Raw genomic sequence first — 25,423 nt, 5'->3', positions numbered from 1 at the left:
GTCATGACCGAGAAGAAGCCCAGGAGCCTCCTCTATCTCGACGGCGTCTCCGTCTCCTTCGACGGCTTCAAGGCGTTGAATTCGCTGTCCTTTGTCATCGAACCCGGCGAACTCAGGGCGATCATCGGTCCGAACGGTGCCGGCAAGACGACCATGATGGACATCATCACCGGCAAGACCCGGCCGGACGAGGGCGAGGTCTTCTTCAAGGGCGATATCGATCTGACACGCAAGGACGAGGCGGAGATTGCGCAGCTCGGCATCGGGCGGAAGTTCCAGAAGCCGACCGTCTTTGAGAACCACACGGTCTGGGACAATCTGGAACTGGCGCTGAACCGCAGCCGCGGCGTCTTCGCGACGCTGTTCTATCGCCTGACCGGCGAGGACAGGACCCGCATCGAGGAGATCCTTTCGACCGTGCGGCTCGCGGCGCGCCGCGACGACCTTGCCGCTAACCTCTCACATGGCCAGAAACAATGGCTGGAGATTGGCATGCTGCTCGCGCAGGAGCCGGAGCTCTTGCTCGTCGACGAGCCGGTGGCCGGCATGACCGATGCGGAGACGGTAGAGACGGCCGTGCTGCTCAAGGAAATCGCCAGGACCCGCTCGGTCGTCGTCGTTGAGCACGACATGGGCTTCATCCGTGAACTCGGCGTCAAGGTGACCTGCCTTGCGGAGGGCTCGGTGCTGGCGGAGGGCTCGATCGAATTCGTCAGCAGCGATCCGAAGGTGATCGAAAACTATCTCGGCCGATGATCGAGAGCACGTGGAAGGAACAACCCATGTTGAGCGTTGAAAACGTCAGCCTTCACTACGGCGCAGCACAAGCCCTGCGCAACGTCTCGATCAGGGCGGAGATGGGAAAGATCACCTGCGTGCTCGGGCGCAATGGCGTCGGCAAGTCGAGCCTACTCAGGGCGATCACCGGCCAGCATCCGGTGACGAGCGGCACGATCTCCTTCAGCGGCACGCGGCTCGACGGCCTGGCGCCGTTTCGTCGGGCAAAGCTCGGCGTCGGTTACGTGCCGCAGGGCCGCGAGATTTTCCCCTTGCTCAGCGTCAGGGAGAATCTCGAAACCGGCTATGCGCCGCTGAAGCGGGCCGAGCGCTCGATACCCGAGGACATCTTCAACCTGTTTCCGGTGCTGAAATCCATGCTCAGCCGGCGCGGTGGGGATCTTTCCGGAGGCCAGCAGCAGCAGCTTGCCATCGGTCGCGCGCTCGTCACCCGCCCCAAGATCCTGGTGCTCGACGAGCCGACCGAGGGCATCCAGCCATCGATCATCAAGGATATTGGCCGCGCGATCAGATACTTGCGGGATTCGACCGGCATGGCGATCCTCCTCGTCGAGCAATATCTCGACTTCTGCCGCGAGCTTGCCGATCACGTCTACATCATGGACCGCGGTGCTTTCGTGCACGAGGGACCAGCCGAGACGCTGGATACGCCGGAGGCGCGGCGACATCTGACCGTGTGACTGTTTTCCACTGGGTAAATTATTCCAAAAAATTCAGCTCCTTGTCCGTTCTTGAAGCATGCCTTGCCTTCGGAGACCGGGAAAAAATACAGTGTTTCAATCGATTGTGTTTGCGCTACCCGTTGCTTTGAACCATACTGCCGCTGCACTTTTTGTGAAGGCCCATCACAATCCGTTACTGCTGACAGAATTGGCCATTTCGCGTTTCCGGCCTATCCAATCGGAGGAGACCCTAATGACGAATTTCCTGCCCGCCCTTTACGAAGGGCACGCCCCCATCACCCTGCAGAATCTGTTTCGAGATGCACTCGAGGCCTATGACGACTGGGATGAGGGGATGCCTGAACCGACCGTACGCTTCGAAGGCAAGGTCCTGTCCATCAGCGAGGTTTTCGACTGGATGAAACCTTGCACCGATATCATGCCCGCCAACATGATCGGTATCGTCACCGATCGGCTTAGCAAGCCCTGGAGCGGCGATGGCCCGCTCGACGAGATGACCTTTTCCACCGCCGCCCGCGTCATGTCCGTTCTGGTCAGGCGCCGGCTGAGGCGCTTCGGGCGCGGTTCGATCGAAGCGTTTGCTGGTCGCTTCAAACCGTCACTTCACGCTGAGTGACAGTACCGACATTGGATCGCACAAACAGCGCGGCCGTCGTGCCGCGCTGTTTCGTTGTCCGGCTGTCGCTGCTTGACCAATGCCTACCGGCAAGGCGGTCGCCGCACGCCAGAGAGTTCTTTCTTTTGATGCCAAGCCGTAAGATAGTCGGATGAGGGGAGCGCTAGGCCATGCGCAATTCTCCCGCGCGGCAAGCATCGCCGATAGGCCAGATTGAGGCGGGGTGTGGCGTCGTCCAACGACAGCGAAGTCAGGAACCGATCGCGGCGTGGCAGCGGCCGTCCGACGCTCGCAGATGTTGCGGGTCTGGCCGGCGTCGGCAGCATCACGGTTTCGCGCGCGCTGCGCGATCCCGAGCGCGTATCGCCGGAACTGCGCCAGCGCATCGCCGCGGCCGTCAATGAACTGGGCTACGTGCCGAACCCGAGCGCGCGTGCGCTGGCCTCGGCGCGCGCCGATGTCATCGGTGTACTCGTTCCGTCGCTGACGAACAATGTCTTTTCCGAAGTCTTGCGCGGCATCCACGATGGTCTGGGGAATTGCCCGCTGCAGATCCAGTTTGGCAACACGCATTATTCCGATGAGGAGGAGGAGCGATTGCTGAGGGTCTTCCTCGGCCAGCGTCCGTCGGCGCTGATCGTTTCCGGCATCGATCAGGGGCCGACGACACGGCAGATGCTGCAAGAGGCCGGCTGCCCGGTTGTGCAGATCATGGAAATTGGGCCGGATCCGGTCGACATGATGATCGGCTTTTCCCACCTGGAGGCCGGCAAGGTGGTGGCGCGACACCTGATCGATGTCGGCTGCAAGCGGATAGGATTTCTCGGCGCCCGCATGGACCCGCGTTCGCGGCGGCGCCTCGCTGGCTACGAAGCGGTGATGCGCGAGGCCGGACGCTTCGACACAGTGCTCGTGACAACAACCATTTCGCCCTCGAGCGTGTCGATGGGCGTAAGTCTGTTCCACAAGGCGCTCGAAAAGACCCCTGATCTCGACGGCGTCATTTGCAACAATGACGATCTGGCGCTCGGCGTACTCTTCGCCTGCCATCGCGCAGGCTTGAAGGTTCCGGCGCAAATCAGCATCGCCGGCTTCAACGATCTGGAAATGATGGAGGTCGCGTCGCCTTCCATCACCAGCGTGCGCACCCCTCGATACGAGATCGGGCAGCGCGCCATCGCCATGGCGCGGGCCGCCATTGACGGCGAGCGGCCACGGCGAGCAGTCGTAGACCTCGGCTTTGAGTTGAAGATTCGCGAGAGCACCATGCGCGCGGCTGTACCTGCATTCTGACCGCCATGCGCCCAGAATGCGCCGCTTTACAACGCCTGTTGGTAGCGCTACCATCCCCGCTTGTGACGTTTCGGGAGGAGACCTGTCTGACGTCACTGGACTCGCGTATCGACATGTCGTGCCGGATTGGCAACGAGCGTAGGCGCTGTCTGCGGCGAATGCTCGACGTCTCGAGCCTTGTGCGTTCTACTCCATGTTTCCTTAAATCCTAGCCGATTTAAGGGTAAAAACATGCAGCACTTCAAAGGGCTACAGCGTCCTTTGTGCGTCCGGTAAGGCGCGCGGCGCTGTAGTGAACGTACCAGGACGCTTTTCGTGATTCCACCCAAAGCGGGATGTTCTAACGGCCCCTGTTTCGATGCCCTGTCCCGCATAACCACAAATGGGAGGGAATTCGATGACCAGAACATTCGTCAGCGGCATCCTCACGGCCGCTGCGCTCACGCTTCTATCGACGACAGCATATGCCGAACCCGAAATCGTCAGCGGTCCGGCGGCCGAACCGGATTGTTTCGTGCCCTGGACGCCCGAAACGAAGTTCTTCAAGTTCCCGAAGAAAGACGGTCCCTATCGGATCGCGCTCGCCAACGGCTTCATCGCCAATACGTGGCGCATCCAGATGATCCAGACGGCCAAGGCCTATGCCGCGCAACCGGACGTCGCGGCGAAGCTCAAGGAGTTCAAGGTCGTTTCCACCGGTGAGGACGTACCGGCGCAGATATCGGCGATCAACAACTTCATCGACTCCGGCTATGACGCGGTCATCGTCAACGCCCAGAACCCGACCGCCTTCGGACCGGTCATCAAGCGCGCCAAGCAAGCGGGCGTCGTGCTGGTCGCCTTCGACAACATTCTCGATACGCAGGACGCCATTAACGTCAATGTCGACCAGAAGGGCCTAGGCGTGCTCTGGGCAAACTGGCTCGCCAAACATCTTCCGGAGGGCGGCAAAATCCTTGAGGTGCGCGGCGTCGCCGGCACGTCGGTCGATACCGACCGCCACAACGGCATTCACGAAACCTTCGCGGCGACCGGCAAGAAATGGGACGTCGTCGAGGTGATCGGCAAGTGGGACGACCCGACGGCGCAGAAGGCGACCGCCGATGCGATCGCCGTGCACAAGAAATTCGACGGTATCACCGCACAGGGCGGCGACACCGGCGTGGTGCAGGCGATGATCGATGCCGGCCATCCCTTCGTCCCCTTCGGCGGCGAGACGGAGAACGGCTTCCGCAAGTTCTGCGCCAAGCATGCCGGAGAGGGGCTGAAGTGCTCGTCGGCCGGCACCGGCCCGGCTCAGGTGGCCGTTGCCATCAAGACGGCGATCGCCGCACTCGAGGGACAGGTGGTGCCGCAATCGATCAAGCTGCCGCTGGCGATCGTCGAGGATCCGAACTTCAAGGAAGGCCAGGATTTCTATCCCGACCAGTCGGACAACTTCTTCGTCGGCAACGCCTTCCCGACCTGCGGCATCAACTTCACTGCCCAGGAGATCATGGGACAGACGAAGGAAAACCAATAGAGGCCCTTCCTGATCCGCATGCCGCGCTCGGGCGCGGCATGCGCGAAAATTGCGGCAGCCGAGGCGACGGATGACAACGGCAGAGACACAGGCGACGTCCCCGCTCTTCCGGATGGAAGGGGTATCCAAGCGTTATGGCGGGGTGCGTGCCCTCGACAATGCCAAGCTCGACGTCGAAGCGGGCCATATCCACGCGATCCTCGGCGAAAACGGCGCGGGCAAGTCGACGCTGATCAAGATCATGGCAGGCGTGGTGGCAGCGGATGAGGGGCGTATGCTGCTCGATGGCCACGACATCACCTTCCGTTCGCCGGCGGCAGCCTCGGCCGCGGGCATCGCCTGCGTCTTCCAGGAGCTGTCCCTGATCCCCGACCTTAGCGTCGCCGATAATATCGCCATTGCCAATCCGCCGCGCCGCTTCGGCCTGATCGACCGCCGGGCTCAGCGCGCGATCGCGGAAGAGGCACTGGCGCGCGCCGGCGCCGAGGACATTCACCCGCGTGCGGCGGTGAAGGACCTGCCGCTCTCCCGCCGGCAGATGGTCGAGATCGCCAAGGCGCTGGCATCAAAGCCACGCATCCTGATTCTCGACGAGGCGACTTCGGCGCTGACGGCCGGCGATGTCGCCAAGGTGTTTGCGGTGCTGAAGCGCCTGCGCTCCGAGGGTCTGGCGCTCCTCTATATCTCGCACCGCATGCATGAGATCGCCGAACTCGCCGACACCTGCACCGTGTTCCGCAACGGCCGCAATGTCGCAAGCTTTCGCGCCGGCACCCGCAGCAACAGCGAAGTCGTCGAGATGATGATCGGGCGTGAATACAGCAACGTCTTTCCGCCGAAGCCGCAGCGTGCGGCCATCGCCAAGCCGCCCCGCCTCGAATGCCGGAATCTCGGCTGGGGCGACCGGCTGCGCGACATTTCGCTCTCGGTCGCCGAAGGGGAGGTGGTGGGCCTGGGAGGGCTCGACGGCCAGGGCCAGCGCGACCTGCTGCTCGCTCTCTTCGGCGTATTGCGCGGCACCACGGGCTCGGTGCTCATCGACGGCGCACCGATGACGATCGCCAGCCCCGCAGTCGCCCGCACCTCGCGCAGCGCCATGGCGCTTATTCCGGAAGATCGCAAGACTGAGGGACTGATGCTGCCGATGACCGTGCGGGAGAACCTCTCCTTCGCCGCACTCGACCATGTTTCGCGCGGCGGGATTATCGACCGCACTGCAGAAGAACAACTGATCGATGAAATGGTGCGGCTGCTGGTGATCAAGACGGCCGGGCTCGACATCCCGGTTGGCGCGCTATCGGGCGGCAACCAGCAGAAAGTGGTGATTGCCAAGTGGCTGATGCGCAAGCCGCGCATCGTTCTGCTCAATGACCCGACACGCGGTATCGATGTCGGCACCAAGCAGGAGATGTACCAGCTTCTGCGCCGGCTCGCCGACGCCGGCGCGGCGATCCTGTTCTATTCGACCGACTATGACGAGTTGATCGGCTGCTGCGACCGGGTCCTCGTTCTCTATGACGGCCGCATCGTCCGCGAGCTTGAAGGCCGGGATATCACCGAGCATGCGCTGATCGCGAGCGCTCTCAACGTCGACGACGGCGACCGGGAGGGAACGGCGGCATGAGCGAGTGGCGCTACTGGTTGAACGAGCAACGCGGGACACTCATGGGGCTCGCGATCTTTCTTCTGATGTTTGCCGTCTACATCGCGAACCACCCGGCCGGGCTGACGGCCAACGTGGCTCAGACCGCGGCCAACAAGGGCGTGCTGTTCGCCTTCGTCGCCATGGCCCAGACGCTGGTGGTGATCACGGCGGGCATCGATCTGTCGGTCGGCATGATCTTCATCCTGACCAATTGCCTGGCATCATGGATCGTCGTCGGCGAACCGCTGCCGACCGCCTTGGGTGTCCTTGCCGTCCTGGCAGTGGGCATGATTTGCGGCGCCATCAACGGGCTGTTGGTGATCTATGGACGACTGCAGCCGATCGTCGCGACGATCGCGACCGGGGCGGTCTATTTTGGCCTGGCGCTGCTGCTGAGACCCTTTCCCGGCGGCTCCGTCAACGAGGACCTCGCGGATGCGCTGACCGGTCGCCTCTTCGGCGTGATCCCCTCGAGCCTGGTGGCGCTGGCGGCGGCGGTTCTCCTGGTCTGGCTGCCCTTCCGGCGATCGAGACTTGGCAGGGCCGCCTATGCCGCCGGTTCGTCCGAGCAGGCGGCCTTCATGTCCGGCGTGCCGATCCGGCGCGGCAAGTTTGCAGCCTATACGCTCGCCGGATTGCTCGCGGCGATGGGCGGACTGTTCCTGACCTTCTTCACCTATACCGGCGAGGCGGCCTATGCCAGCGGCAGCGGCTACACGCTCTGGTCGATCGCGGCCGTCGTGCTCGGCGGCGTCTCGCTCTATGGTGGCCGCGGTAGCGCCGTCGGCGCGATCTTCGGTGCCTTCGCCGCCCGCACGACCGGTGATATGCTCTTTGTCTTCGACGTCGATCCGCTGTGGCAGCCGCTTCTCCAGGGTGTCGTCCTGATGATCGCGGTCAGCATCGGCTCCATCGCTCTGCTGCGGGTGCGCAACCGTCTGGACTGGTTCCAATGAGCGACACATCCGAGGACCGTATCTCGATCAGGACGCGCCTGCCGGCATTCCTCCGCCGCGCCGATCCGGCCGTGCTCACCGCCTTCGGCTGCATCCTCCTGCTGCTCTTCCTGAGCAGCCTTTATTCCAGCAATTTTCTGTCACTCGGCTACCTCCTGCAACAGCTCAAGGTCGCTTCATTTCTCGGGGTCGTGGCCGCCGGCGTCATGGTGGTGATTCTTCTCGGCCACATCGATCTCTCCATCCCCTGGGTGATGACGACCGGCGCGATGATGGCCTGTGCCGCCGCCAGCTTCGGAGGCATCGGACCGGTGATCGCCATTCCTTTCGGGATCCTCTGCGGCGCGGCCTTCGGCCTGCTGAATGGCTTTGGCGTCGCCTATCTGCGCATCCCATCGATGATCGTCACGCTTGCGAGCAATGTCGTCGCGCAAGGATTGATGGTCGTCTACACCGGCGGCTTCTCGCCGCAAGACTCCGCGCCGCCGGCGGTGCGCTGGCTCGCGACAGGGTTCGTCATCCCAGGCCTGCCGAATGCCATCCTCGTCTGGATCGCGATCAGCGCCATGATGGTGTTCCTGTTTACACGCACCTCCTTCGGCCGAGCGGTTTATGGTATCGGCAACAGCGAACGCGCGGCCTACCTTTCGGGGATCGACACGCGGCGCGTCGTCATGATCGCCTTTGCGATTTCGGGAGCGCTGAGCGCGTTCGGCGGCGTGCTGCTCGCCGGCTATTCCTCGAAGGCGGCACAGGCGATGGGCGACGCCTATCTTCTGCCGGCGATCGCCGCCGTCGTGCTCGGCGGCACCTCGATCCTCGGCGGTCGTGGCTCTTATCTGGGCACGGTCGCCGGCGTGATCCTGATCACGCTCCTGCAATCGATCCTCTCGGTGATGCAGATGCCGGAAGCCGGCCGCCAGATCGTCTACGGTGTGGTCATCATCCTCATGCTGCTCCTTTACGGCCGCACGCCGCCGAACCGGTGAAGCAACAGCAATTCCAGGAAAGCGCGTAGCGGCTTCCCGTCCGGCATTTTCCGAAATGGCTTGACGCGAATCAGAGGATGAATCACCTTCTAACGGAATTGATCGCATATCCCGCATTTCAGCGTAGTTCAGCGACGGGTCTGTAAGGAAATGTTGCGGCCGCATTTGCGCTGCCGCAAGACGGACACCGTTGATCGCCGCCGCAAATGCGATGCGAAACGCGAGAGGGTATTTGGGAATGGACATGGCGGGATCAACGGCGGCGATCGGAGAAGCAGGCGGCTTGAGCGGGGGCTATCGACGACCGGCGGATGAGGCGATCGCGGCGGATGCGCGGGCGCTTTCCGAGCAGTTGAAGGCGATGCGCGAGCGCCTGTTCGCGCCGACGGCGATGAAGACGCTCAGAAGCTTCACCTCCGGCGAGGCCGCCAAGCTGATTGGGGTTTCCGACGGTTATCTTCGGCAACTGTCGCTGGCGGGCGAGGGGCCCCAACCCGACACCGGGTCCGGCGGGCGGCGCTCCTATTCGCTCTCCGATATCAATGCCCTTCGTCGCCATCTCGCCGACCAGGCACTCGCCAAGGGCAATGGTGCCAAGGCGCGCAGCTACCTGAAATGGCGCGACAGTGCCAAGGGCGAACACCTGCAGGTCATCTCCGTCACCAACTTCAAGGGCGGCTCCGGCAAGACGACGTCGTCGGTCCATCTCGCCCAATATCTCGCCCTGACCGGCCACCGGGTGCTGGCGGTCGACCTCGACCCGCAGGCCTCGCTTTCGGCGCTGTTCGGCTATCAGCCGGAACTGGACCTGACCGGCAACGATACGCTTTATGGCGCCATCCGCTACGATGCCGAGGCGCGACCGCTGAAGGACATCATTCGCAAGACCTATTTCGACGGCCTCGATCTGGTGCCGGGCAATCTCGAACTGCAGGAGTTCGAGCACACGACGCCGCAGGCACTGAGCGCCCGCCAGAGCGGCGCGGATGCCGGTCCGCTGTTCTTCGCCCGCGTGCAGTCGGCGCTTGCGACCGTCGCCGACGAGTACGACGTCGTCGTCATCGACTGCCCGCCACAGCTCGGCTATCTGACGCTTTCGGCGCTCTGCGCCTCCACCTCGGTCATCGTGACGGTGCATCCGCAGATGCTCGACGTCGCGTCGATGAACCAGTTTCTCTACATGACCTCGGACCTCCTCGGCGTCGTGCGCGAGGCCGGCGGCGAGCTCAACTTTGACTTTCTGCGTTACCTCGTCACCCGCTTCGAGCCCAATGACGGACCGCAGGCGCAGATCGTCGGCTTCATGCGCTCGCTCTTCGGCGATCGCGTGCTGACGTCGGCGATGGTGAAATCGACGGCGATCTCGGATGCCGGCCTGACGAAACAGACGCTCTACGAGGTCGGCCGGGAGAATTTCACCCGCGCGACCTACGACCGGGCGATCGAGTCGCTGAACGCCGTCAACGGCGAAGTCGAGGCCCTCATTCATGCGGCCTGGGGGCGCTAAGACATGGCTGGCAACAACCGGAAGAACGAATTGCGGGCGCTGTTTGCGGGCGGTGCTCCTGCGGCGGAACAGAAGACCGAGAGCGAGTTGACACCTGTCAACGCGCGGACCGTCTCCACCCCGGATGCGCCGCGTGCCGCATCAGGAGCGGTCCGGGCGATGGGGCTTTCGCTCGGCAACATCACCCGCGAGGCGGAAGAGGCACGCGTGCTCAGGGAAGCTCTAACGCAGGGTGAGCGCGTCGTGGCTCTCGATCCGGCGTTGATCGAGGGCTCCTTCGTCGAGGACCGACTGACCGACGGCGAGGTGGACGATCCCGATTTTCTGGCGCTGGTCGAAAGCATCCGCGAGAACGGCCAGCAATCGCCGATCCTCGTGCGTCCGCATCCGGAAAAGCAGGGTCACTACCAGACAGCCTATGGCCATCGGCGACTAAAGGCCGTGCGCCGGCTCGAGCTGCAGGTGAAGGCGATCGTCCGGCCGCTTTCCGACAACGAGCTGGTGCTCGCCCAGGGCAAGGAAAATGCGGAACGGCGTAACCTATCCTTTATCGAGCGGGCGCTGTTTGCCGCCACACTCGCAGCCCGCGGCTTCGATCGCAAGGTGATCGGCGATGCGCTTGCGGTGCAGAAAAGCGAGCTCTCGCGCCTCCTCCAGGTGGCCGACAGCGTGCCGCACCATCTCGCCCGCGCCATCGGCCCGGCGCCGAAGGCAGGGCGGGAACGGTGGCTGGCGATCGCCGCGCTGCTCGAAAGGGAAGAGGCGCGCGGACTGGCGGATGAGGAAATCGGTTCGCCGCGGTTCCGCGCCGCAGACACCGACCAGCGCTTCCAGCTTGTCTTCAATCGCCTGTCCGAGGGCGACAAGCCGGAGCCGGAGAAGCCCGAGGAACTGAGAGACGAGGCGGGCCGTGTCTTCGCGCGGCTGCGGCTCGACGGAAAAGCCCCGAGAATCGAGTTCCTGCCCGGCACCCATCCAGCCTTCCTCAAGGAGGCGGTATCGATGCTGGCAAAATGGCACGCGACGTTTGTGAAGAACCAGAAGTTTTAGTTTCTCGACCGGCTTCCCCCGAAAATGCCCCTCGCCAACCCCTCCCCACAGGTGGGAGGGGCTTGGCGCGCGCTGCGATCGCGGCCTTCTTTTTCAGCCTTTGCGCTCGTGGAGGGGCTAAGACAGAGGCGGAAACGGTGCGACAGTTTAAGCCCCTCCCACCTGTGCGGAGAGGTTGGGGAGGGGCTTCCCACCGTACCGTCAGCCGCGTTTTATCACCCAGGACGAATACGGGCCGACACCAAACTCCGCGTCCGGAGCCTCGTCGAGCGTGGAAAGCATCTCAAGGCTGTGCCCATCGGGATCCTTGAAATAGACGGAAATGGCAGGCACCCATCCAAGCACCACGGGCTCCACAATCGGTTCCCCATTGAAACCGAGCGGTTGGATGCCGGCCGCGCGCAGGGTTTCGCAGGAAGAGACGATCGTCGCCGCGGGCGCTCGAAACGCGAAGTGCAATTTCATCTGCAGTGGTGCCGTGCCCGTCTCCCAGAGCCCCAGCATTCCTTCCGCTTTTGTGCCGACCCAGAAAAAGGCGCCCCTCCGTTCCGAGAAATCTTTCGCAAATTCGAGCCCCAGTTGGTCGCGATAGAATGCTACCGAGCGGCGCAGATCCCGTACCGGCAGGTGGGTCTCGTAAATGCCTGTTATCGCTGCGCCGATGCTCTCACCTGGATGAAGTTTCGTAGCCATGATGGTCGTTCCGCCCTCTTATTCGTTCGAACAGCATGACAGTGCTTCCTCAAGTATGGTTGAGGTCAAGGGCGATTTTGCCGGAGTTTTCGTCTGCCGATCAGGCGCTTAGCGGGCCTCTGACCAGGTCGCTCTCGACCCGCAAAGCCGACCCTTAAGGGCTCTACGCTTCGGGGTCGTTGAGGCTCGGAACATTTAGCCTTCGATGATGTTGTGCGTTAATTGGCCCGCATGATGGAGGTGCCAAAACAGACGCCGGGCGGGCTTCAAGGAGAAAGCCATGATACGTCCGCTTCCTTCGCTCTTTCTTCCGCGCCGTCGCGTCTTGCAGCTAGGCTTTGGAGCAACGCTTGCCTCGAGCGCAGGCCTCGTGCCAGTTTCTCGTGCCGACGAGCCGACCGACATTATGGACGAGGATATTTTCCAGTTCGCGCTCAACCTGGAGTACATGGAGGCCGAGTATTATCTGCGCGGTACGACCGGAAAAGGGATCGATGATTCTGATGCGGGCGCGGAAGCTGGCCCGGTAACGGGCGGCAAGCAAGTTTCCTTCGATACACCCGCGATCAGCGAGTTCATGCGCGAGGTGGCGGAAAACGAACTGGCGCATGTCCGATTCTATCGCAAGACTCTCGGAGATCAGGCGGTGCCCAGACCAGCCATCGATTTCGATGCGGGCTTTACGGCGGTCGCAAAAGCGGCGGGCCTCGGCGAGAACTTTGATCCATTCGGGAACGAGATGAACTTTGTGCTTGGCGGGATGCTGTTCGAAGATGTCGGCGTAACCGCCTATGCCGGTGCCGCCACAGTATTGAAGAACAAGGATTTTCTGGCCGCTGCCGCCGGTATCCTGGCTGTGGAGGCCTATCACATGGGGATGGCTCGATCCACGCTCTACAGAATGGGCGAGCAAGCCTGGGAGGCGGCGAATGCGGTTTCCGATGCTCGTGACAAAATCGATGGATCGGAAGATAAGGACCAAGGCATCCAGATGGACGGCAAGGCCAACTTCGTTCCTTCGACGCCGGATGCGATAGCCTTCACCCGGACTCCGCAAGAAGTGTTGCGTATCGTGTATCTCACCGACCAGGAAGGCGCGAGCAAGGGTGGCTTCTACCCGAACGGGATGAACGGAATGATCAAAAGTACCTGAACCGGTGCCGCTCAGGCACGAGCAAGATGGCTCCTGCCGTAGCGGCCTCTCGGTCCGGCTTCTGACGATTACGCCTGAGAACCTATCACGACTCTCCTCCGGCGGTTATGCCCCGGCCGGTTGCAGTTTTCGTCGGTTGATAAAGCGTTTGGCGAGCCTCTGCCCAGGTTTTTCGACCGCAAAAAACGTCATGCAGGCAGCCGCGTAGACCAAAGGCACCAGGATGGCGGTCACCACGGCAAACCGTGCAGCCGGTGTGAGAGTGTCGCCGAAAGCGGTGATGAAATAGGCCGCGATCGGTTGCAGGAAGATCAAGTGCCAGAGATAAGCCCCGAATGAAAGTTCGCCGAGCCAATGGAAGAACCTGTTGCCGAGCGACGAGGAAAACGCGCGAAGCCTGACGCCCACGGTGCTGCCGATCAGGCGATGATAGAGCAGCGCGAAGAAGACGGCGACGAGCGTGACGCGCATCACCATTTTAGTGATGGTCATATCGCCGCCGATCGGCAGAAGAGCAAGCGCCATGGCGGCCCCGCCATGGAGGAAAGCTTTCGACCTGTCCGCGTGAAGGCCAAGAGCCAGCAGCATTCCGCAAAGAAAGATATGCATCTTCAGCGGCAGGAACGCCGGCATTGGGAAGTGGACTCCTAGCAGGCTCGAGATCGACACGATCGCGAGGGCGATAATGGCTGTAAAGAGCGCGCCCTTCAGCCACCCGCCTTTCTTGAGCAAGAGCATGATGAAGGGAAAGGCCGCATAGAATTGCATTTCGAGCCCTATGCTCCAGTCCGGGAGCGGTGTCCGGTACGCGTAGTCAGGAGAGAGGCCGAAAAGAAAGCTCGCGTGCATCAGCCCGTTGGTCAATCCGTTGTCGAGATAGCGTTGCGGCGATTGCGGCGCTCTTCCGAGGAATTGGTCGATGACCATTCTCGAATCGAACAGCCAAGCGCCGAGCGCGAAGGCGACGGCCAGAAGAACGTAGTAGAGCGGTGCAATTCTGAGAAAACGACGGATCCAGAAGCGTCCCCAGGTCGAGGTCAGGTCCCACGGCTCCTTGGCGGCACGCAGCTGATAGTGAAACACCATCAGGAAGCCGGAAAGCATGATGAAGAGGTCAACACCGAGATCGGGTTCCGACAGTACCGGCAAGCGCCAACCCGTCAGCAACAGCGCATGGCCGATCATTACCCAGAGCGATGCGAGCCCTCGAAGTCCATCCAGGCAATCGATTCGGATTTTGCGGGGATCATAGTCAGCCATCAGCAATCTTCGTCCTTTTAGCAACTAAAGGTTACTGCCTGCGTGCTATGTTGCGACGCACAAGGGACTGCCTAGAGGCTGACTAAGGCGAGAGTAAGTAATCGGCGAGCGTTGAAAGACCGCCGCAGGCCGCCTGGCCCTGCTTCTGCTCAGACGCGGCTGGCGCGTCTGTCGAGGCTGAAGGCACCCGCGCCAAAGGCGGCGATATGCAGGAACCCGCCCGTGATGGCGAGATTTTTCATGAAGTGGATCATCTGGTTCTGGTCTGCGAAATTGGTGTGAAATCCGAGAGCCGATGCCAGGGTGAAGACCGCCATGGCGAGTGCCGCCAAGCGGGTCTGATAGCCGAGGACGAGAAGGATGCTGCCGCCGAGTTCCACCACGAGAGCGATTGCATAGGCTACCGTGGGCAGGGGCAGATTGGCTGCCCTTATATATTCGATCGTTCCCGCGGGATCCGCCAACTTTTCGAAGCCGGAAGAGAGGAAGATGGCGGCGAGAAGCAGACGACCGATGAAGGCCAGGGCGCTCTGAAGTGCGAGGTTGTCGGTCATGTCGGGTGCCTTTCTGAGATCAAGAGACCGGCATGCGGGCGGAAACCCTGCACACCTTTCCTCATTCAGCTATCGCGGCGGCAGGTGAAGCGGGTCAGGCGCCGGAGGATTTGCAACTGCCGCGCGTCACCGCCGCCATTGAGCCTTCCGCCGATCCTAGCAATCTGCGTTTGCAAAGATAGCGCGGACGCTTCGAAAATCTTCCCGGTCTGAAACAGAATTTGAACGCTGGCAAAACCCGCCGCGGAAGCCCTGAAAAGCCTCGGTTGCGGTCGGCTTGAAGGGCTCTCGCGGAGCTCCTCGGAGGGTGTGCGGCTCTTCCGGCGACGTGCCTGGAAGGGAGTTGTTAACCTTCATTTCCTATGCGCTTAAGGCAGCCCCTTCGATAATGAATTTCGAGTTTTCAGGCCATGCGTATTCCCCGGACAAATTTCTCGACGGCAGTTTTGTATGATGCAAACCAGGCGGACGAATTCGAGGCTCCGCATCCGGGTGCCCTGAGCAGTGCTCATGGCCACGCGGCAGGGCCAAGCGAACATGACCACCTGTTCGAGGCGCCGGTAGCGCCGCGGCGGGCGGTGAGCCAGGAAGCCCATGACACAGGCTATGCCGGGCGCGCGGCGCGGCTCTATGGGCAGGGCTCGGCCTATGCCCCGGCCCAGGTCACGGCCTCCACGCGCGATCCGCTGCCAACGCTTGCCGAAATCACCGGTCATGACGGTGATACGACCTGGGAAAGCCATTTCTTCCTGTCGCCCAATGTGCGTTTTACCCGCACGCCCGAGCGCGAATTCATCAAGCGCCGCGCCCCGGCGATCGAGGAGGGCGAAGCGGAAGCAGAGGTGGCGACCGAGGTCGCCTTGACGGATGTCGGGGCCATGGAGCAGGTCAGCGAGGCGGCGGTCGAAACGACCGCGGCGAACGATGTGCCCGCGGTCGAACCCGAGACGCCAAACCACAGTCCGTCCGAACTTCTGCGCGTCCTGATGCAGCAGCTTCCCTCGTGGAGTTCCCGGCAAGTCAACGACCCCGGCGCGCCCGAATCAGCGTTGGCTTCGGTGCCGGCCGCCGCACAGCGACAGACAGTCCCGGCAATGCAACCTGGATCCACACAGGAAGCAGTCGACGTGAAGTTTGGCGACGTACTGCCGGAGGCGCCAGCGGTCACTGTCGGTGCGGCTGCGGAGACAGGCGTTCAGCCCGACTCGCGCCTGGCCTATCTCTCCGATCACGCCTTCTTCGAATTCATGCAGCCCGAGGTCGTGGTCCCCGCCGCTCCCGCGGTTGCCGCGCCCATAGCCGTTGCCCCTGCCGTGGCAACCTCGCCTGAGGTCGCAGTGGAGCCGCAGATATCTGCGCGGCCTGTGGAATTCGCCGCGCAGCCGACGACCGCAATCACCTCGCTGTTCCGGGTCGTCGAATGCCGGCGTCCCGCGCTGGCCGCTGAACTGCCTGCTTCTGCTCCAACGCCTGACGTGATCGACCGGGTCCCGGCCGAGGAAGCTGCGGCGGCAGCCGCACTGGCAGCACAGGCATCCACGCCGGCACCTGCGGAGCCGATCGTGTCGACTGAGGTGCCGGAGACGGTTTCCGAGACGCCGGTGGCAAAAACCATGGTCACCATGCCGGCCGTCGTGCAGCGCTCCTCCCCGTCGCTGCCGCCGATTGGCGCAATCGAGCGGGTCCAGGCAACCGACGCATACGAGTTTCCGTCCGAAGAACTCCTGCAGGAGCCGCCGGAAGGCCGAGGCTTCTTCATGACGCAGGAGCAACTCGAGCAGAACGCCGGGCTCCTCGAAAGCGTGCTCGAAGATTTCGGCGTCAAGGGCGAGATCATCCACGTGCGGCCGGGTCCCGTCGTGACGCTCTATGAATTCGAGCCGGCGCCGGGCGTCAAATCCTCCCGCGTGATCAACCTGGCCGACGATATCGCCCGCTCGATGTCGGCACTGTCGGCCCGCGTCGCGGTCGTGCCTGGGCGCAACGTCATCGGTATCGAACTGCCGAACGCCACACGCGAGACGGTCTATTTCCGCGAACTGATCGAGTCCGCCGATTTCCACAAGACCGGTTACAAGCTGGCGCTTTGCCTCGGCAAGACCATCGGCGGCGAACCGGTGATTGCCGAGCTTGCCAAGATGCCGCACCTGCTCGTCGCCGGCACCACCGGTTCGGGCAAGTCGGTGGCGATCAACACGATGATCCTGTCGCTGCTCTACCGGATGAAGCCGGAGGAATGCCGGTTGATCATGGTTGATCCGAAGATGCTCGAACTCTCCGTCTATGACGGCATCCCGCATCTGCTGACCCCGGTCGTCACCGACCCGAAGAAGGCCGTGATGGCGCTCAAATGGGCGGTCCGCGAGATGGAGGACCGCTATCGCAAGATGTCGCGCCTCGGCGTGCGCAACATCGACGGCTACAACCAGCGGGCGGCCGTAGCGCGCGAGAAGGGCGAACCGATCCTCGCGACCGTCCAGACCGGGTTCGAAAAGGGGACCGGCGAGCCGCTTTTCGAACAGCAGGAAATGGACCTGGCGCCGATGCCCTATATCGTCGTCATCGTCGATGAGATGGCCGACCTGATGATGGTCGCCGGCAAGGAGATCGAGGGCGCGATCCAGCGGCTGGCGCAGATGGCGCGCGCGGCCGGCATCCACCTGATCATGGCGACGCAGCGCCCGTCGGTCGATGTCATCACCGGCACGATCAAGGCCAACTTCCCGACGCGCATCTCCTTCCAGGTGACCTCGAAGATCGACAGCCGCACAATCCTCGGCGAGCAGGGCGCCGAGCAACTTCTCGGCCAGGGCGACATGCTGCACATGGCCGGAGGCGGCCGCATCGCCCGCGTCCACGGACCGTTCGTCTCCGACCTCGAGGTCGAGCATGTCGTGGCACATCTGAAGACGCAGGGACGCCCGGAATACCTCGAAACCGTGACCGCGGACGAAGAGGAAGAAGAGGCCGAAGAGGATCAGGGCGCCGTGTTCGACAAGAGCGCGATCGCGTCGGAGGACGGCAACGAGCTCTACGACCAGGCGGTCAAGGTCGTGCTGCGCGACAAGAAGTGCTCGACCTCTTATATCCAACGCCGCCTCGGCATCGGCTACAACCGTGCCGCGTCGCTGGTCGAGCGCATGGAGAAGGAGGGCCTTGTCGGCCCCGCCAACCATGTCGGCAAGCGCGAGATCATCTACGGCCAACGCGACCATTCGGGCACGCCCGACAGCGACGATATGGAGTGAGGTGAAGCGTCGAGGACGTGGCGATCAGAAGTCGTTTGCGAATTAACATCTCGCCGGCCACAGCCTCGAAGCGGGGCATTGCTTGAAATCTGCCCACGGGAGTAATACCTTATTGACAGAGAGTATTACCGAGGTGCCCAGATGACCACGACGGTCACAGCAAAAGGCCAAGTGACGATCCCGAAACCTGTCCGCGATCTGTTGGGGATCGGACCCGGCAGCAAGGTCGACTTTCGCCGCGCCGCCGACGGGAGCATCGTGCTGATGCGTGCCGACAAGGAAAAACCGGCGAGCCGTTTTGCAAAGTTGCGCGGTCACGCAGGCAAGGGGCTCGATACGGACGCCATCATGGCGTTGACGCGCGGTGAGGCATGACGCTCATCGACACCAATGTCTTGTTGGACGTTGTCACAGACGACGCCAAGTGGGCAGATTGGTCGATCGCACAGCTTGAAGCGGCAAGCCTCACTGGGCCCCTGCTGATCAACGATACGATTTACGCCGAGTTGTCGGTTCGATACGACCGGATTGAGGATCTTGATGCGTTTCTCGACGAAGCTGGACTCGAGATGACGCCGATGCCTCGAGCGGCTCTTTTTCTCGCAGCTAAGGTCTTTACGCAGTATCGACGGGCGGGAGGATCAAGGACCGGCGTCTTGCCCTATTTCTTCATTGGCGCACACGCCGCGGTCAGCCAGATCCCGTTGCTGACCCGCGATACCGCACGGTACCGAACCTACTTCCCTTCGCTCGCGCTGATCACACCACGCGCATAGGCGACAATAAGGCATGCAGGAAACCGCCTCTCGCAGCGTCGAAGATCAGGCCTTTGTTCCTGATACCGCATGCCGTTGCGATCGGCCGGCGCGGCAGCAGCTCTTGAAGGTCTTGCCCGAACCGCACGGGCAGGGGTCATTGCCGCGCAGCTGCAACCGGCCGATCAGCGGCAGGAGGGCCGCGGACGGCAAAAGGCCGGCGACCAGGATCGCCAGCCTGGCGGAGATGCCCGGGATCACAAGACGCCGGCCCGCCTTGAAGCCGCGCCAGGCGCGTTCGGCCACGTATTCCGAATCCACTTTGGGCAGGATCTTGAACAGCGCCGCCCTGTTGGCGCCCGATTTTTCGAGGAACTCCGTCGATACCGGCCCCGGGGCGACGCAGGTGACGGTTACACCGGCCGGGCGCACTTCCTGATGCAGCGCCTCCGAAAAGGAACGGACGAAGCCCTTGCTTGCATAGTACAAGGCCATGAAGGGGCCGGGCGTGAAGCTTGCGACGGAGCCGAGATTGATCACGCCCCCCCTGCCGCGCGCGACCATTCCGGGCAGGAAACGGAGCGTGAGTTCGGTCAAGACGCGGATATTGAGGTCGATCATCCCCATCTGCTCGTCGAGCGGCAGCATTGCTGCCCCGCCGCGCAGACCATAGCCGGCGCTATTGACGAGAACGTCGCATATCAGACCCTCCTCGGAGAGGAAGTCTTCCAGATGCACCGCCGCATCGCCAGCCATGAGATCCAGAGCGAGCGTGAACGCCTCGCCGCCTGCCTTCCGCACGGAAGCCGCGGTCCCCTGCAGACCTTCTGCCGAACGCGCGACCAGGACGACGGTCGCGCCGTCCGTTGCCGCAGCCTCTGCGATCGCCTTGCCGATGCCGCGCGAGGCGCCGACCACGACGACGGCTGGCCGGAGCTCCTTGCTCGACGTCATGCTGCTGATCCCGATGCGGCCGCATTGGGGGTGGCTCCGCTCTCGGAAAGACCGGCCACTTCATCGGCGACTTCGCCGTTCAGGATTTTTTCGAACCGCTCCAGCGCTCGTGCGACATTGGCTCCGTCCATGACCCGGTGATCATAGTGGATGCGGACGGTCACCAATCCATCCGCGCTGATCGGGCCGTAATTGAAGATCGTCGTGAGCGGCGTCAGGGGATTGAGGGACTCCGCGCCAAGCCCGGAATAGACCGACAGCTGGAAGGTGCCGAAATGGCGTCCGCGCTGACGCCCGATATTGAGGCCGAGCCACATGAGCAGCCACCGGAGCGGCGCCGGTGCGCGGGCGAGCTTCAAGGCGCGGCGGAACTGCTTGATCTCCAGAACGGGCCGTGATCGCGCCGACTGGATCAGCGCGCACAATTCGGTGATCGAACGCTGCTCGGGGGTTTTGATCGTGCTCAAGAGCACGACCCGTTCACCTTCATATTCGCGCTCGTGCGCGATCGAGGCGACGCTTCCCGGATATTCGTAGAGCTGGGGTCTCGGGAATTTGACGTAGGCGCGGCGAAACTCCGGCGTCTCCTGGGAGAGGAGCGCATATCCTTTCAGGAAAAGCACTGTCCAGGACGGCCGGCTTGGCTGTGCCAATCTGGCTTTTTGCAGAGCGCCAAGGTCCATCTGGCGCTGCACCGTGACCCTTGGCACGCCGATCGAAAATCTCATCAGATCCCCGACAAGGCGTCGTGCCGCCGAAAGCTTGAGGGCTCGGCCTCGCATCATGCCACCTCTAGTAAAGATAGGGGATAATTCGCTTGGTCCGGTCCATGTAGTCGCGGTACTGAGAGCCGAAAATTTCCAGCATCATGCGCTCCTCCTTTTCCACTCGGAGGACAAAGAGGACGGCAAAGCCCACCAGACCCGCAAGGCCCGCCACCCAGTTCGACAGCAGAAAGGCCTGGCCGACGCCCATCAGCAGGAAGGACGTGTACATCGGGTGACGGACGAGGGCATAGGGTCCGCGGCAAATCAGCTCATGCTTGTCGCGAATCTCCAGCGAAATCGACCAGTTGCGGCCGAGTTCCTTGTGGGTCCTGCGGAAGACCCACATCGCCAAGGCAAAGGTCAAGGCGCCGACGACGACCGCCCATGCGTGCGCTGGATAGTCGGCTGCCTCGGGCTTGCCGGTGGCGACATAAAAGCCGGGCACGATCGCAAGGCCGAACAGCGCCGCTGCAAGGCCGATCGTCTCGGAACGCGAGCGGCGGTTGCTGACGACCCGCACGCGCTTTGCCCGACGCTCATAAGGACGCCGAATGAAGTACCAGGCGATGATGCCGAGGACCCAGATGATTTCGCCGACAGAAGCGACCGTTATGTTCACGCTAGCTCACCACGCTTCGTTGCGATCGCGGCGATCGCAACGGCTGTCAAACATGTGGCCGTACAGTTCCGCTCCGACCGATGAAAGTGCTGCGGCGGCATGATTCCAACCACCGGACGAGCGGCGGAAGGTGCCGGTAGCACTCACCCGCCGTTCATCTGCCGTAGCTTTGTAATGAATTCTTGCGGCCGGAGCCAGATGCCGGGCGTCTTATACCCCATTGAACGCGCAATCTCCGCCACGAAGGCGTTGCAGTTATAGAGGGACGCGTGCCAGAAGCGGGACTTCGCCTTGAGCTTGCGAATGTTCGCGACGACTTCCTGGTACTCGTCCTCCGTCAGCAGAACGCGCCAGCTTGCCGACCGGTATTCTTCTTCCAGGTCGCCGTCGCTCGCTCCGGTCTCGGCTGGGACCGGCAGGAAATGGCCCATGACGTACGGTGCGGTATCGAGCGTCGCCGGGGCGAGTCCCGCAACCTCCGGATTGATCATTGCTCCGGCCTTGTTCGTGCGCCCGAAAATCACATAGGAGTGACCATAACTGAGCGCGTAGCGGGAGCGGAATTCGATGAAGTAGCCGTGCTCGCTCTGCTGGGACTTTCGGGCCAATTTCGACCCGGTCGCGTCGATACTCGAAACAAAACGCGGTTGGGGAGCCTTGTCTTCGGTTTGACATGCTGCAGTGGCCATTGCGAGCAGGACCACAAGCGATATACGACCTCGTTTAAGCGTCATTACTACGCTCTATCTCCCGAGCTCTGATGAGCGCAAAGTTGAAAGCCAACTCCTGCGAGTCTGTGGCTTCCGCGCTGTAAATCTTAAGCCGGTGTGGCCATGAATAAAAACGTGGGAAGGGTCGCGAGACCCTCCCCGCGCAAAGATCAAATTTACTTATAGACTGGTGCCTGTTCTACCGGCGCTGCCGGTGGCGGGGCCTTCCCCTTGCCTTTGCCAATCGTCCCGCAAGCGCTCAGGCTGGCGACCGAAAACAACGCAATCATCACGATTAGAATTCTGCTCATCAAGAAGTCCTTTCCTCAATACTCGGAATGGGTTATCGAAGGCAACATTTGAAGTAATAGTGGCGATTTGCGACTCGGCCTAGTGCAGAAAGGACACAGTTGCCATCCGGTTTGTCGTTGTCGGACTTTCAACGGTGTCCCAAAAACACACAGCTTCATCATTTATACCGAAAATTGAGGGGAAACACCATCAGATGATCAATACCTCCGTGCCGACGGGCGTGCGGCTGTAAAGATCGACGATATCCTCGTTCGTCATGCGGATGCAGCCGTTCGAAACCGCGTGGCCAATCGTCCACGGCTCGTTCGTTCCGTGCACGCGGAACATGGTGTCCTGCCCGCCGCGGTAGAGATAAAGGGCCGAAGCGCCCAGCGGATTGTGGGGTCCGCCGGAGACGCCGCCTGCATATTGCGCCAGGTGCGGCTTGCGTTTGATCATGCTGGCGGTCGGTGTCCATGAGGGCCACTCCGCCTTGCGGCCGACGACCGCCCTGCCTTTCATCGTCAGGCCCTGTTCTCCGACGCCGATCCCGTAACGCGTAGCCCAACCGCCCTCTTCGACCGCATAGAGGTAACGCTCGTTCGTGTCGACGACGAGCGTTCCGGGCGCTTCGTATCCCTCGTAGCGGACGTGCCGCCTTCGATAGCGCGGATCGATGCCGGAGGAGTCTCCGAACAGGGATGGAACGGGCACCCCCATTCCTTGCCAGGTTGTACTACATCCAGAGGTCAACAGAGCCAGACCGCTCAAAACGAGCATCCGGCGCGTAATTTGGTCATTGTCCATCTTTACCTGCTGAGCAATTCGGTGCGCCCCGGATTCGTCTTTAACACCGCGGCGCGCGCCGGCCAAGTCTTGCGCATCGATTAAGGCGGCTGGAGAGGATAGAAAGTTGGAAAGGACTACATCTTTGCTTGCGGGCGAAAGCATATGTGGGGCAAGCGTGGTATATCTGTAACGGGGCCACTGGCTGCTTGCTTAAATCCGAGCCGATTTGAGGATAAAACATGCAGTAATTCAAAGCGCTAGAGCGTGCGTTGCGCGTCTGATTTGAGGCGCCACACTGCTGGTCGGGCGAATGTACGGGAGCGGGATCAACAGGCGTGTCTCCGGAGCTTGCCAGGATTTTCGGGTCGTTGAGGCGGATGCTGCTCTTCAGTGAAACGTCTTGCGGCGCTGTGCCTACTCGATTAGGTCGGGGCAAAACAACAAGGATAGAGAAATGAAACTTGGCTTCGAGGGGAAGGTTGCGGTCGTGACCGGTGCGGGTTCCGGAATTGGCGCGGCTGTTTCCCTGCAACTCGGTAGTGAGGGGGCTGAGGTCGTCGTTGCCGACCTGGATGCTGACGCCGCGCGCCGAACCGCCGCCGAGATTCGTTCGCATGGGGGCAAGGCCCACGACTTCGTCGTCGACGTGGCCGATGCCGAAGCGGTGGAAAACTTGGTGAAGTTCGCCGTCGAGAAATGCGGCGGCCTGCATCTGGCTGTCAACAACGCCGGCATCGATGGCATCCGCAAAGCGACGGCCGACTATCCGCTCGACGAGTGGCACAAGGTGATGAACGTCAACCTGAATGGCGTCTTTTACTGCATGAAGCACGAGATCGCCGCGATGCTGGCTGAAGGCGGCGGCGCGATCGTCAACATGTCTTCCATTCTCGGCTCGGTCGGCCTGCCGACCGCAGCCGCCTATACTGCGGCCAAGCACGGGATCGTCGGGCTGACGAAGGTCGCAGCGATCGAATATGCGCGGATGGGCATCCGCATCAATGCCGTCGGTCCCGGTTGGATCGAAACGCCGCTCCTGTCGGAACATGCCGACATCGCGAGCACCCGGCGCATGATGTCGCTGCAGCCGATGGGGAGGCGCGGCAAGCCGGAGGAGGTGGCGTCCCTCGTGTGTTTCCTCCTGTCCGAACAGGCGAGCTTCATCACCGGAAGCATCCATTTGGTGGATGGCGCTTACACCGCGCACTGAGGGGCGGCGCGGTTTCGGCCGTTCCGCCAACTTCTCAGTTGATGCGTACGACGCGAAGCAGCGAAGCGGACCTTGCCTCAATTTGATTGCCGGCTCCTGAGGCGACGGTGCTGACCGCGATTGCCATTCTGCTTTCTCCGACGGCGACCAGAACGGTGCGGCCACTGTGGGCCCATCGCGGTCGTCTCGCCGCCTCGTCATCAATAAAAACGTTTATATTTTCGTTGAAATCGTTTTTATTGCCTGCTAGTGATCATCGAGTTGCCAAGGTCGGGGGAGGAGCATGGCCGCGGACAATCGCACAGCGCGCCGTAGCGCGCCGCCGACCATCAAGACGCTCGCCGACATCACCGGCTATTCGATCGCCACCATTTCGAAGGCGCTGCGTGGGTCGCCCGTGGTCGCAGCGGCGACACGCGAGACAATCTTCAGGGCGGCGCGCGAGGTTGGTTACCAGGCCAATGCGCGCGGCATGGCGCTCAGAACCGGCAGGACCCGCCAGGCGGCGGTGCTGATGCCCGTAACCGCCGCGCAGAACTACGAATGGGACGGCGTCGAATATACCCAGATCCTGAGCGGCATCAGCCAGGCGCTGGAGGGCAGCGATTATCGCATGTCCGTCCATGTCGTCCGGGACGCGGCCGATGGCTGCGACGTAGCGCGCCGGGTTATTGACCAGGGCCTTGCCGACGGACTGATCTTTTCAGGCATCCTCGTCGACGATCCGCGCATCGATTTTCTGGTGGAGCGCGGCTTTCCCTTCGTGTCGCTCGGACGTTGTCGCAAGACGCTCGACTATGCCTCTGTCGATATCGACAACGAATGGGCCGCGCACGCCGCGACTGCGAGACTGATTGCCGGGGGGCATCGCCGCATCGCCCTCGTCAATCCCGAGCGGCGCCTTTCCTATGCCCTTGACAGGATAGACGGATTCGCGCGCGCCTTTTGCGAGGCGGGGCTGCGGGCGTCGAGCGACCTTGTTGTCGAAGGGGATCTTTCGACGCATTTCGGCAGGGAAAGCGCCGTTCGTCTTTTGCAGGCGGCGGAGCCGCCGACGGCTTTCGTCTGCATCAACGAATCGACAACGCTTGGCGTGCTCTCGGCGCTCGGCAGTCTCCGGCGGCAGGTCGGCGCCGACATCGACGTCATCGCCTATGACGACATCAATGTCAGCGTCTATTTCACCCCGCCCATCACCACCTTCTACCAGCCGATCGAGGTTCTCGGGCGTACGCTCGGCGAATTCCTGCTGCGGCGCATGGCGGGCGAGGAGCCGAACGCGCTCAGGCAGGTCTTCAGGCCGACGCTGATCGAGCGCCAGCCGGACAATCTCGGCGGGCGTCTCGTCGGGTAGGCAAATC

26 protein-coding genes are annotated in these 25,423 nt (G+C 62.2%); 17 read left to right on the top strand and 9 right to left on the bottom strand.

Going from position 1 to position 25,423, the window contains the following annotated elements; translation table 11 throughout:
• The first annotated feature begins 3 nt into the window (after positions 1 to 3).
• The 10 genes from urtD (at position 4) to repB (ending at position 11,059) form a co-directional block, all read left to right on the top strand.
• Positions 4 to 756 (top strand): urea ABC transporter ATP-binding protein UrtD, encoded by a 753-nt coding sequence (gene urtD, locus QA637_RS28075; protein WP_283066077.1) that lies wholly within the window; start codon positions 4 to 6, stop codon positions 754 to 756.
• A gap of 26 nt (positions 757 to 782) precedes the next feature.
• The gene (gene urtE / locus QA637_RS28070; RefSeq protein WP_283066075.1) at positions 783 to 1,478 is read left to right on the top strand and encodes an urea ABC transporter ATP-binding subunit UrtE; all 696 of its coding nucleotides are present in this window, start codon (positions 783 to 785) and stop codon (positions 1,476 to 1,478) included.
• A 235-nt stretch (positions 1,479 to 1,713) separates the two neighbouring features.
• Positions 1,714 to 2,097 (top strand): BRA0787 family protein, encoded by a 384-nt coding sequence (locus QA637_RS28065; RefSeq protein WP_283066074.1) that lies wholly within the window; start codon positions 1,714 to 1,716, stop codon positions 2,095 to 2,097.
• A 225-nt stretch (positions 2,098 to 2,322) separates the two neighbouring features.
• Positions 2,323 to 3,390, top strand: coding sequence for an HTH-type transcriptional regulator GntR (gene gntR / locus QA637_RS28060; RefSeq protein ID WP_283066073.1), 1,068 nt, complete (start codon positions 2,323 to 2,325; stop codon positions 3,388 to 3,390).
• A 397-nt stretch (positions 3,391 to 3,787) separates the two neighbouring features.
• Positions 3,788 to 4,912 carry a sugar ABC transporter substrate-binding protein gene (locus tag QA637_RS28055; RefSeq protein WP_153440740.1) on the top strand — a complete coding sequence of 375 codons (1,125 nt, stop codon included), beginning with the start codon at positions 3,788 to 3,790 and terminating at the stop codon, positions 4,910 to 4,912.
• Positions 4,913 to 4,982: 70 nt separating this feature from the next.
• Entirely contained in the window at positions 4,983 to 6,536 is a 1,554-nt protein-coding gene (locus tag QA637_RS28050; protein WP_153440741.1) for a sugar ABC transporter ATP-binding protein, read from the top strand.
• Positions 6,533 to 7,513 carry an ABC transporter permease gene (locus QA637_RS28045; RefSeq protein ID WP_283066071.1) on the top strand — a complete coding sequence of 327 codons (981 nt, stop codon included), beginning with the start codon at positions 6,533 to 6,535 and terminating at the stop codon, positions 7,511 to 7,513. Before QA637_RS28050 ends, QA637_RS28045 begins: the two co-directional genes overlap by 4 nt.
• On the top strand, positions 7,510 to 8,502 hold the full coding sequence (locus QA637_RS28040) for an ABC transporter permease (RefSeq protein ID WP_153440743.1): 993 nt from the start codon (positions 7,510 to 7,512) through the stop codon (positions 8,500 to 8,502). The genes QA637_RS28045 and QA637_RS28040 overlap by 4 nt, the downstream gene beginning before the upstream one ends.
• A 238-nt stretch (positions 8,503 to 8,740) precedes the next feature.
• The gene (repA, locus tag QA637_RS28035) at positions 8,741 to 10,009 is read left to right on the top strand and encodes a plasmid partitioning protein RepA (protein WP_153440744.1); all 1,269 of its coding nucleotides are present in this window, start codon (positions 8,741 to 8,743) and stop codon (positions 10,007 to 10,009) included.
• Positions 10,010 to 10,012: 3 nt separating this feature from the next.
• Entirely contained in the window at positions 10,013 to 11,059 is a 1,047-nt protein-coding gene (gene repB, locus QA637_RS28030) for a plasmid partitioning protein RepB (protein ID WP_283066068.1), read from the top strand.
• Positions 11,060 to 11,260: 201 nt separating this feature from the next.
• On the opposite strand, the gene QA637_RS28025 is transcribed toward repB, so the two are convergent.
• On the bottom strand, positions 11,261 to 11,752 hold the full coding sequence (locus QA637_RS28025) for a VOC family protein (RefSeq protein ID WP_283066066.1): 492 nt from the start codon (positions 11,750 to 11,752) through the stop codon (positions 11,261 to 11,263).
• 280 nt (positions 11,753 to 12,032) lie between these two features.
• Between QA637_RS28025 and QA637_RS28020 the strand changes: the two genes are divergently transcribed.
• A complete protein-coding gene (locus tag QA637_RS28020; RefSeq protein WP_283066065.1) occupies positions 12,033 to 12,905 on the top strand; it encodes a ferritin-like domain-containing protein in 873 nt (290 codons plus the stop codon).
• A 105-nt stretch (positions 12,906 to 13,010) separates the two neighbouring features.
• Here the strand turns inward: QA637_RS28020 and QA637_RS28015 are convergent, their stop codons facing one another.
• On the bottom strand, positions 13,011 to 14,165 hold the full coding sequence (locus QA637_RS28015) for an acyltransferase family protein (protein WP_283066064.1): 1,155 nt from the start codon (positions 14,163 to 14,165) through the stop codon (positions 13,011 to 13,013).
• 149 nt (positions 14,166 to 14,314) lie between these two features.
• A complete protein-coding gene (locus tag QA637_RS28010) occupies positions 14,315 to 14,719 on the bottom strand; it encodes a DoxX family protein (protein ID WP_283066063.1) in 405 nt (134 codons plus the stop codon).
• Between the two features lie 32 nt (positions 14,720 to 14,751).
• On the opposite strand from QA637_RS28010, the gene QA637_RS28005 reads away from it, so the two are divergent.
• The 4 genes from QA637_RS28005 (at position 14,752) to QA637_RS27990 (ending at position 18,743) form a co-directional block, all read left to right on the top strand.
• Positions 14,752 to 14,901 carry a hypothetical protein gene (locus tag QA637_RS28005; RefSeq protein ID WP_283066062.1) on the top strand — a complete coding sequence of 50 codons (150 nt, stop codon included), beginning with the start codon at positions 14,752 to 14,754 and terminating at the stop codon, positions 14,899 to 14,901.
• A 228-nt stretch (positions 14,902 to 15,129) separates the two neighbouring features.
• Positions 15,130 to 17,967 carry a DNA translocase FtsK gene (locus QA637_RS28000; protein ID WP_283066061.1) on the top strand — a complete coding sequence of 946 codons (2,838 nt, stop codon included), beginning with the start codon at positions 15,130 to 15,132 and terminating at the stop codon, positions 17,965 to 17,967.
• 141 nt (positions 17,968 to 18,108) lie between these two features.
• Positions 18,109 to 18,342 carry an AbrB/MazE/SpoVT family DNA-binding domain-containing protein gene (locus QA637_RS27995; RefSeq protein ID WP_153440751.1) on the top strand — a complete coding sequence of 78 codons (234 nt, stop codon included), beginning with the start codon at positions 18,109 to 18,111 and terminating at the stop codon, positions 18,340 to 18,342.
• Positions 18,339 to 18,743 (top strand): type II toxin-antitoxin system VapC family toxin, encoded by a 405-nt coding sequence (locus QA637_RS27990; protein ID WP_283066059.1) that lies wholly within the window; start codon positions 18,339 to 18,341, stop codon positions 18,741 to 18,743. Before QA637_RS27995 ends, QA637_RS27990 begins: the two co-directional genes overlap by 4 nt.
• 45 nt (positions 18,744 to 18,788) lie before the next feature.
• Here QA637_RS27990 and QA637_RS27985 read toward each other — a convergent pair whose 3' ends face one another.
• The 6 genes from QA637_RS27985 to QA637_RS27960 form a co-directional block, all read right to left on the bottom strand.
• Positions 18,789 to 19,676, bottom strand: a complete 888-nt coding sequence (locus QA637_RS27985) for an SDR family NAD(P)-dependent oxidoreductase (RefSeq protein ID WP_283066058.1) — start codon at positions 19,674 to 19,676, stop codon at positions 18,789 to 18,791.
• Entirely contained in the window at positions 19,673 to 20,458 is a 786-nt protein-coding gene (locus QA637_RS27980) for a hypothetical protein (RefSeq protein ID WP_283067372.1), read from the bottom strand. Before QA637_RS27980 ends, QA637_RS27985 begins: the two co-directional genes overlap by 4 nt.
• Before the next feature lie 10 nt (positions 20,459 to 20,468).
• Entirely contained in the window at positions 20,469 to 21,056 is a 588-nt protein-coding gene (locus tag QA637_RS27975) for a protein-S-isoprenylcysteine O-methyltransferase (protein WP_283067371.1), read from the bottom strand.
• Positions 21,057 to 21,205: 149 nt separating this feature from the next.
• The gene (locus tag QA637_RS27970) at positions 21,206 to 21,796 is read right to left on the bottom strand and encodes a hypothetical protein (protein ID WP_283066057.1); all 591 of its coding nucleotides are present in this window, start codon (positions 21,794 to 21,796) and stop codon (positions 21,206 to 21,208) included.
• A gap of 152 nt (positions 21,797 to 21,948) precedes the next feature.
• The gene (locus tag QA637_RS27965) at positions 21,949 to 22,083 is read right to left on the bottom strand and encodes an ABC transporter (protein WP_153440755.1); all 135 of its coding nucleotides are present in this window, start codon (positions 22,081 to 22,083) and stop codon (positions 21,949 to 21,951) included.
• 190 nt (positions 22,084 to 22,273) lie between these two features.
• Positions 22,274 to 22,870, bottom strand: coding sequence for a L,D-transpeptidase (locus QA637_RS27960; RefSeq protein ID WP_153440756.1), 597 nt, complete (start codon positions 22,868 to 22,870; stop codon positions 22,274 to 22,276).
• A gap of 436 nt (positions 22,871 to 23,306) precedes the next feature.
• Here QA637_RS27960 and QA637_RS27955 point away from each other — a divergent pair, with 436 nt between their 5' ends.
• Positions 23,307 to 24,062, top strand: coding sequence for an SDR family NAD(P)-dependent oxidoreductase (locus QA637_RS27955; RefSeq protein WP_283066055.1), 756 nt, complete (start codon positions 23,307 to 23,309; stop codon positions 24,060 to 24,062).
• Between the two features lie 283 nt (positions 24,063 to 24,345).
• Positions 24,346 to 25,416 carry a LacI family DNA-binding transcriptional regulator gene (locus QA637_RS27950; protein ID WP_283066054.1) on the top strand — a complete coding sequence of 357 codons (1,071 nt, stop codon included), beginning with the start codon at positions 24,346 to 24,348 and terminating at the stop codon, positions 25,414 to 25,416.
• Positions 25,417 to 25,423 lie beyond the last annotated feature (7 nt).

This window comes from Sinorhizobium terangae, assembly GCF_029714365.1.
GTDB classification, from domain to species: Bacteria; Pseudomonadota; Alphaproteobacteria; order Rhizobiales; family Rhizobiaceae; genus Sinorhizobium; species Sinorhizobium terangae.
Note: the sequence above shows the minus strand (reverse complement) of the source record. Positions and strands in the feature narration are given on the sequence as shown.

Bases quoted from the DNA above. Each gene is read 5' to 3' on its own strand.
- QA637_RS27980 (WP_283067372.1), bottom strand. From the start codon at position 20,458: ATGCGAGGCCGAGCCCTCAAGCTTTCGGCGGCACGACGCCTTGTCGGG.
- QA637_RS27950 (WP_283066054.1), top strand. From the start codon at position 24,346: ATGGCCGCGGACAATCGCACAGCGCGCCGTAGCGCGCCGCCGACCATC.
- QA637_RS28000 (WP_283066061.1), top strand. From the start codon at position 15,130: ATGCGTATTCCCCGGACAAATTTCTCGACGGCAGTTTTGTATGATGCA.
- QA637_RS28015 (WP_283066064.1), bottom strand. From the start codon at position 14,165: ATGGCTGACTATGATCCCCGCAAAATCCGAATCGATTGCCTGGATGGA.
- QA637_RS27955 (WP_283066055.1), top strand. From the start codon at position 23,307: ATGAAACTTGGCTTCGAGGGGAAGGTTGCGGTCGTGACCGGTGCGGGT.
- QA637_RS27965 (WP_153440755.1), bottom strand. From the start codon at position 22,083: ATGAGCAGAATTCTAATCGTGATGATTGCGTTGTTTTCGGTCGCCAGC.
- QA637_RS28010 (WP_283066063.1), bottom strand. From the start codon at position 14,719: ATGACCGACAACCTCGCACTTCAGAGCGCCCTGGCCTTCATCGGTCGT.
- QA637_RS28045 (WP_283066071.1), top strand. From the start codon at position 6,533: ATGAGCGAGTGGCGCTACTGGTTGAACGAGCAACGCGGGACACTCATG.
- QA637_RS28020 (WP_283066065.1), top strand. From the start codon at position 12,033: ATGATACGTCCGCTTCCTTCGCTCTTTCTTCCGCGCCGTCGCGTCTTG.
- repA (WP_153440744.1), top strand. From the start codon at position 8,741: ATGGACATGGCGGGATCAACGGCGGCGATCGGAGAAGCAGGCGGCTTG.
- urtD (WP_283066077.1), top strand. From the start codon at position 4: ATGACCGAGAAGAAGCCCAGGAGCCTCCTCTATCTCGACGGCGTCTCC.
- QA637_RS27990 (WP_283066059.1), top strand. From the start codon at position 18,339: ATGACGCTCATCGACACCAATGTCTTGTTGGACGTTGTCACAGACGAC.
- QA637_RS28040 (WP_153440743.1), top strand. From the start codon at position 7,510: ATGAGCGACACATCCGAGGACCGTATCTCGATCAGGACGCGCCTGCCG.
- QA637_RS27970 (WP_283066057.1), bottom strand. From the start codon at position 21,796: ATGACGCTTAAACGAGGTCGTATATCGCTTGTGGTCCTGCTCGCAATG.
- QA637_RS27985 (WP_283066058.1), bottom strand. From the start codon at position 19,676: ATGACGTCGAGCAAGGAGCTCCGGCCAGCCGTCGTCGTGGTCGGCGCC.
- QA637_RS28025 (WP_283066066.1), bottom strand. From the start codon at position 11,752: ATGGCTACGAAACTTCATCCAGGTGAGAGCATCGGCGCAGCGATAACA.
- urtE (WP_283066075.1), top strand. From the start codon at position 783: ATGTTGAGCGTTGAAAACGTCAGCCTTCACTACGGCGCAGCACAAGCC.
- QA637_RS28055 (WP_153440740.1), top strand. From the start codon at position 3,788: ATGACCAGAACATTCGTCAGCGGCATCCTCACGGCCGCTGCGCTCACG.
- repB (WP_283066068.1), top strand. From the start codon at position 10,013: ATGGCTGGCAACAACCGGAAGAACGAATTGCGGGCGCTGTTTGCGGGC.
- QA637_RS27960 (WP_153440756.1), bottom strand. From the start codon at position 22,870: ATGGACAATGACCAAATTACGCGCCGGATGCTCGTTTTGAGCGGTCTG.
- QA637_RS27995 (WP_153440751.1), top strand. From the start codon at position 18,109: ATGACCACGACGGTCACAGCAAAAGGCCAAGTGACGATCCCGAAACCT.
- QA637_RS28005 (WP_283066062.1), top strand. From the start codon at position 14,752: ATGCGGGCGGAAACCCTGCACACCTTTCCTCATTCAGCTATCGCGGCG.
- QA637_RS28050 (WP_153440741.1), top strand. From the start codon at position 4,983: ATGACAACGGCAGAGACACAGGCGACGTCCCCGCTCTTCCGGATGGAA.
- QA637_RS28065 (WP_283066074.1), top strand. From the start codon at position 1,714: ATGACGAATTTCCTGCCCGCCCTTTACGAAGGGCACGCCCCCATCACC.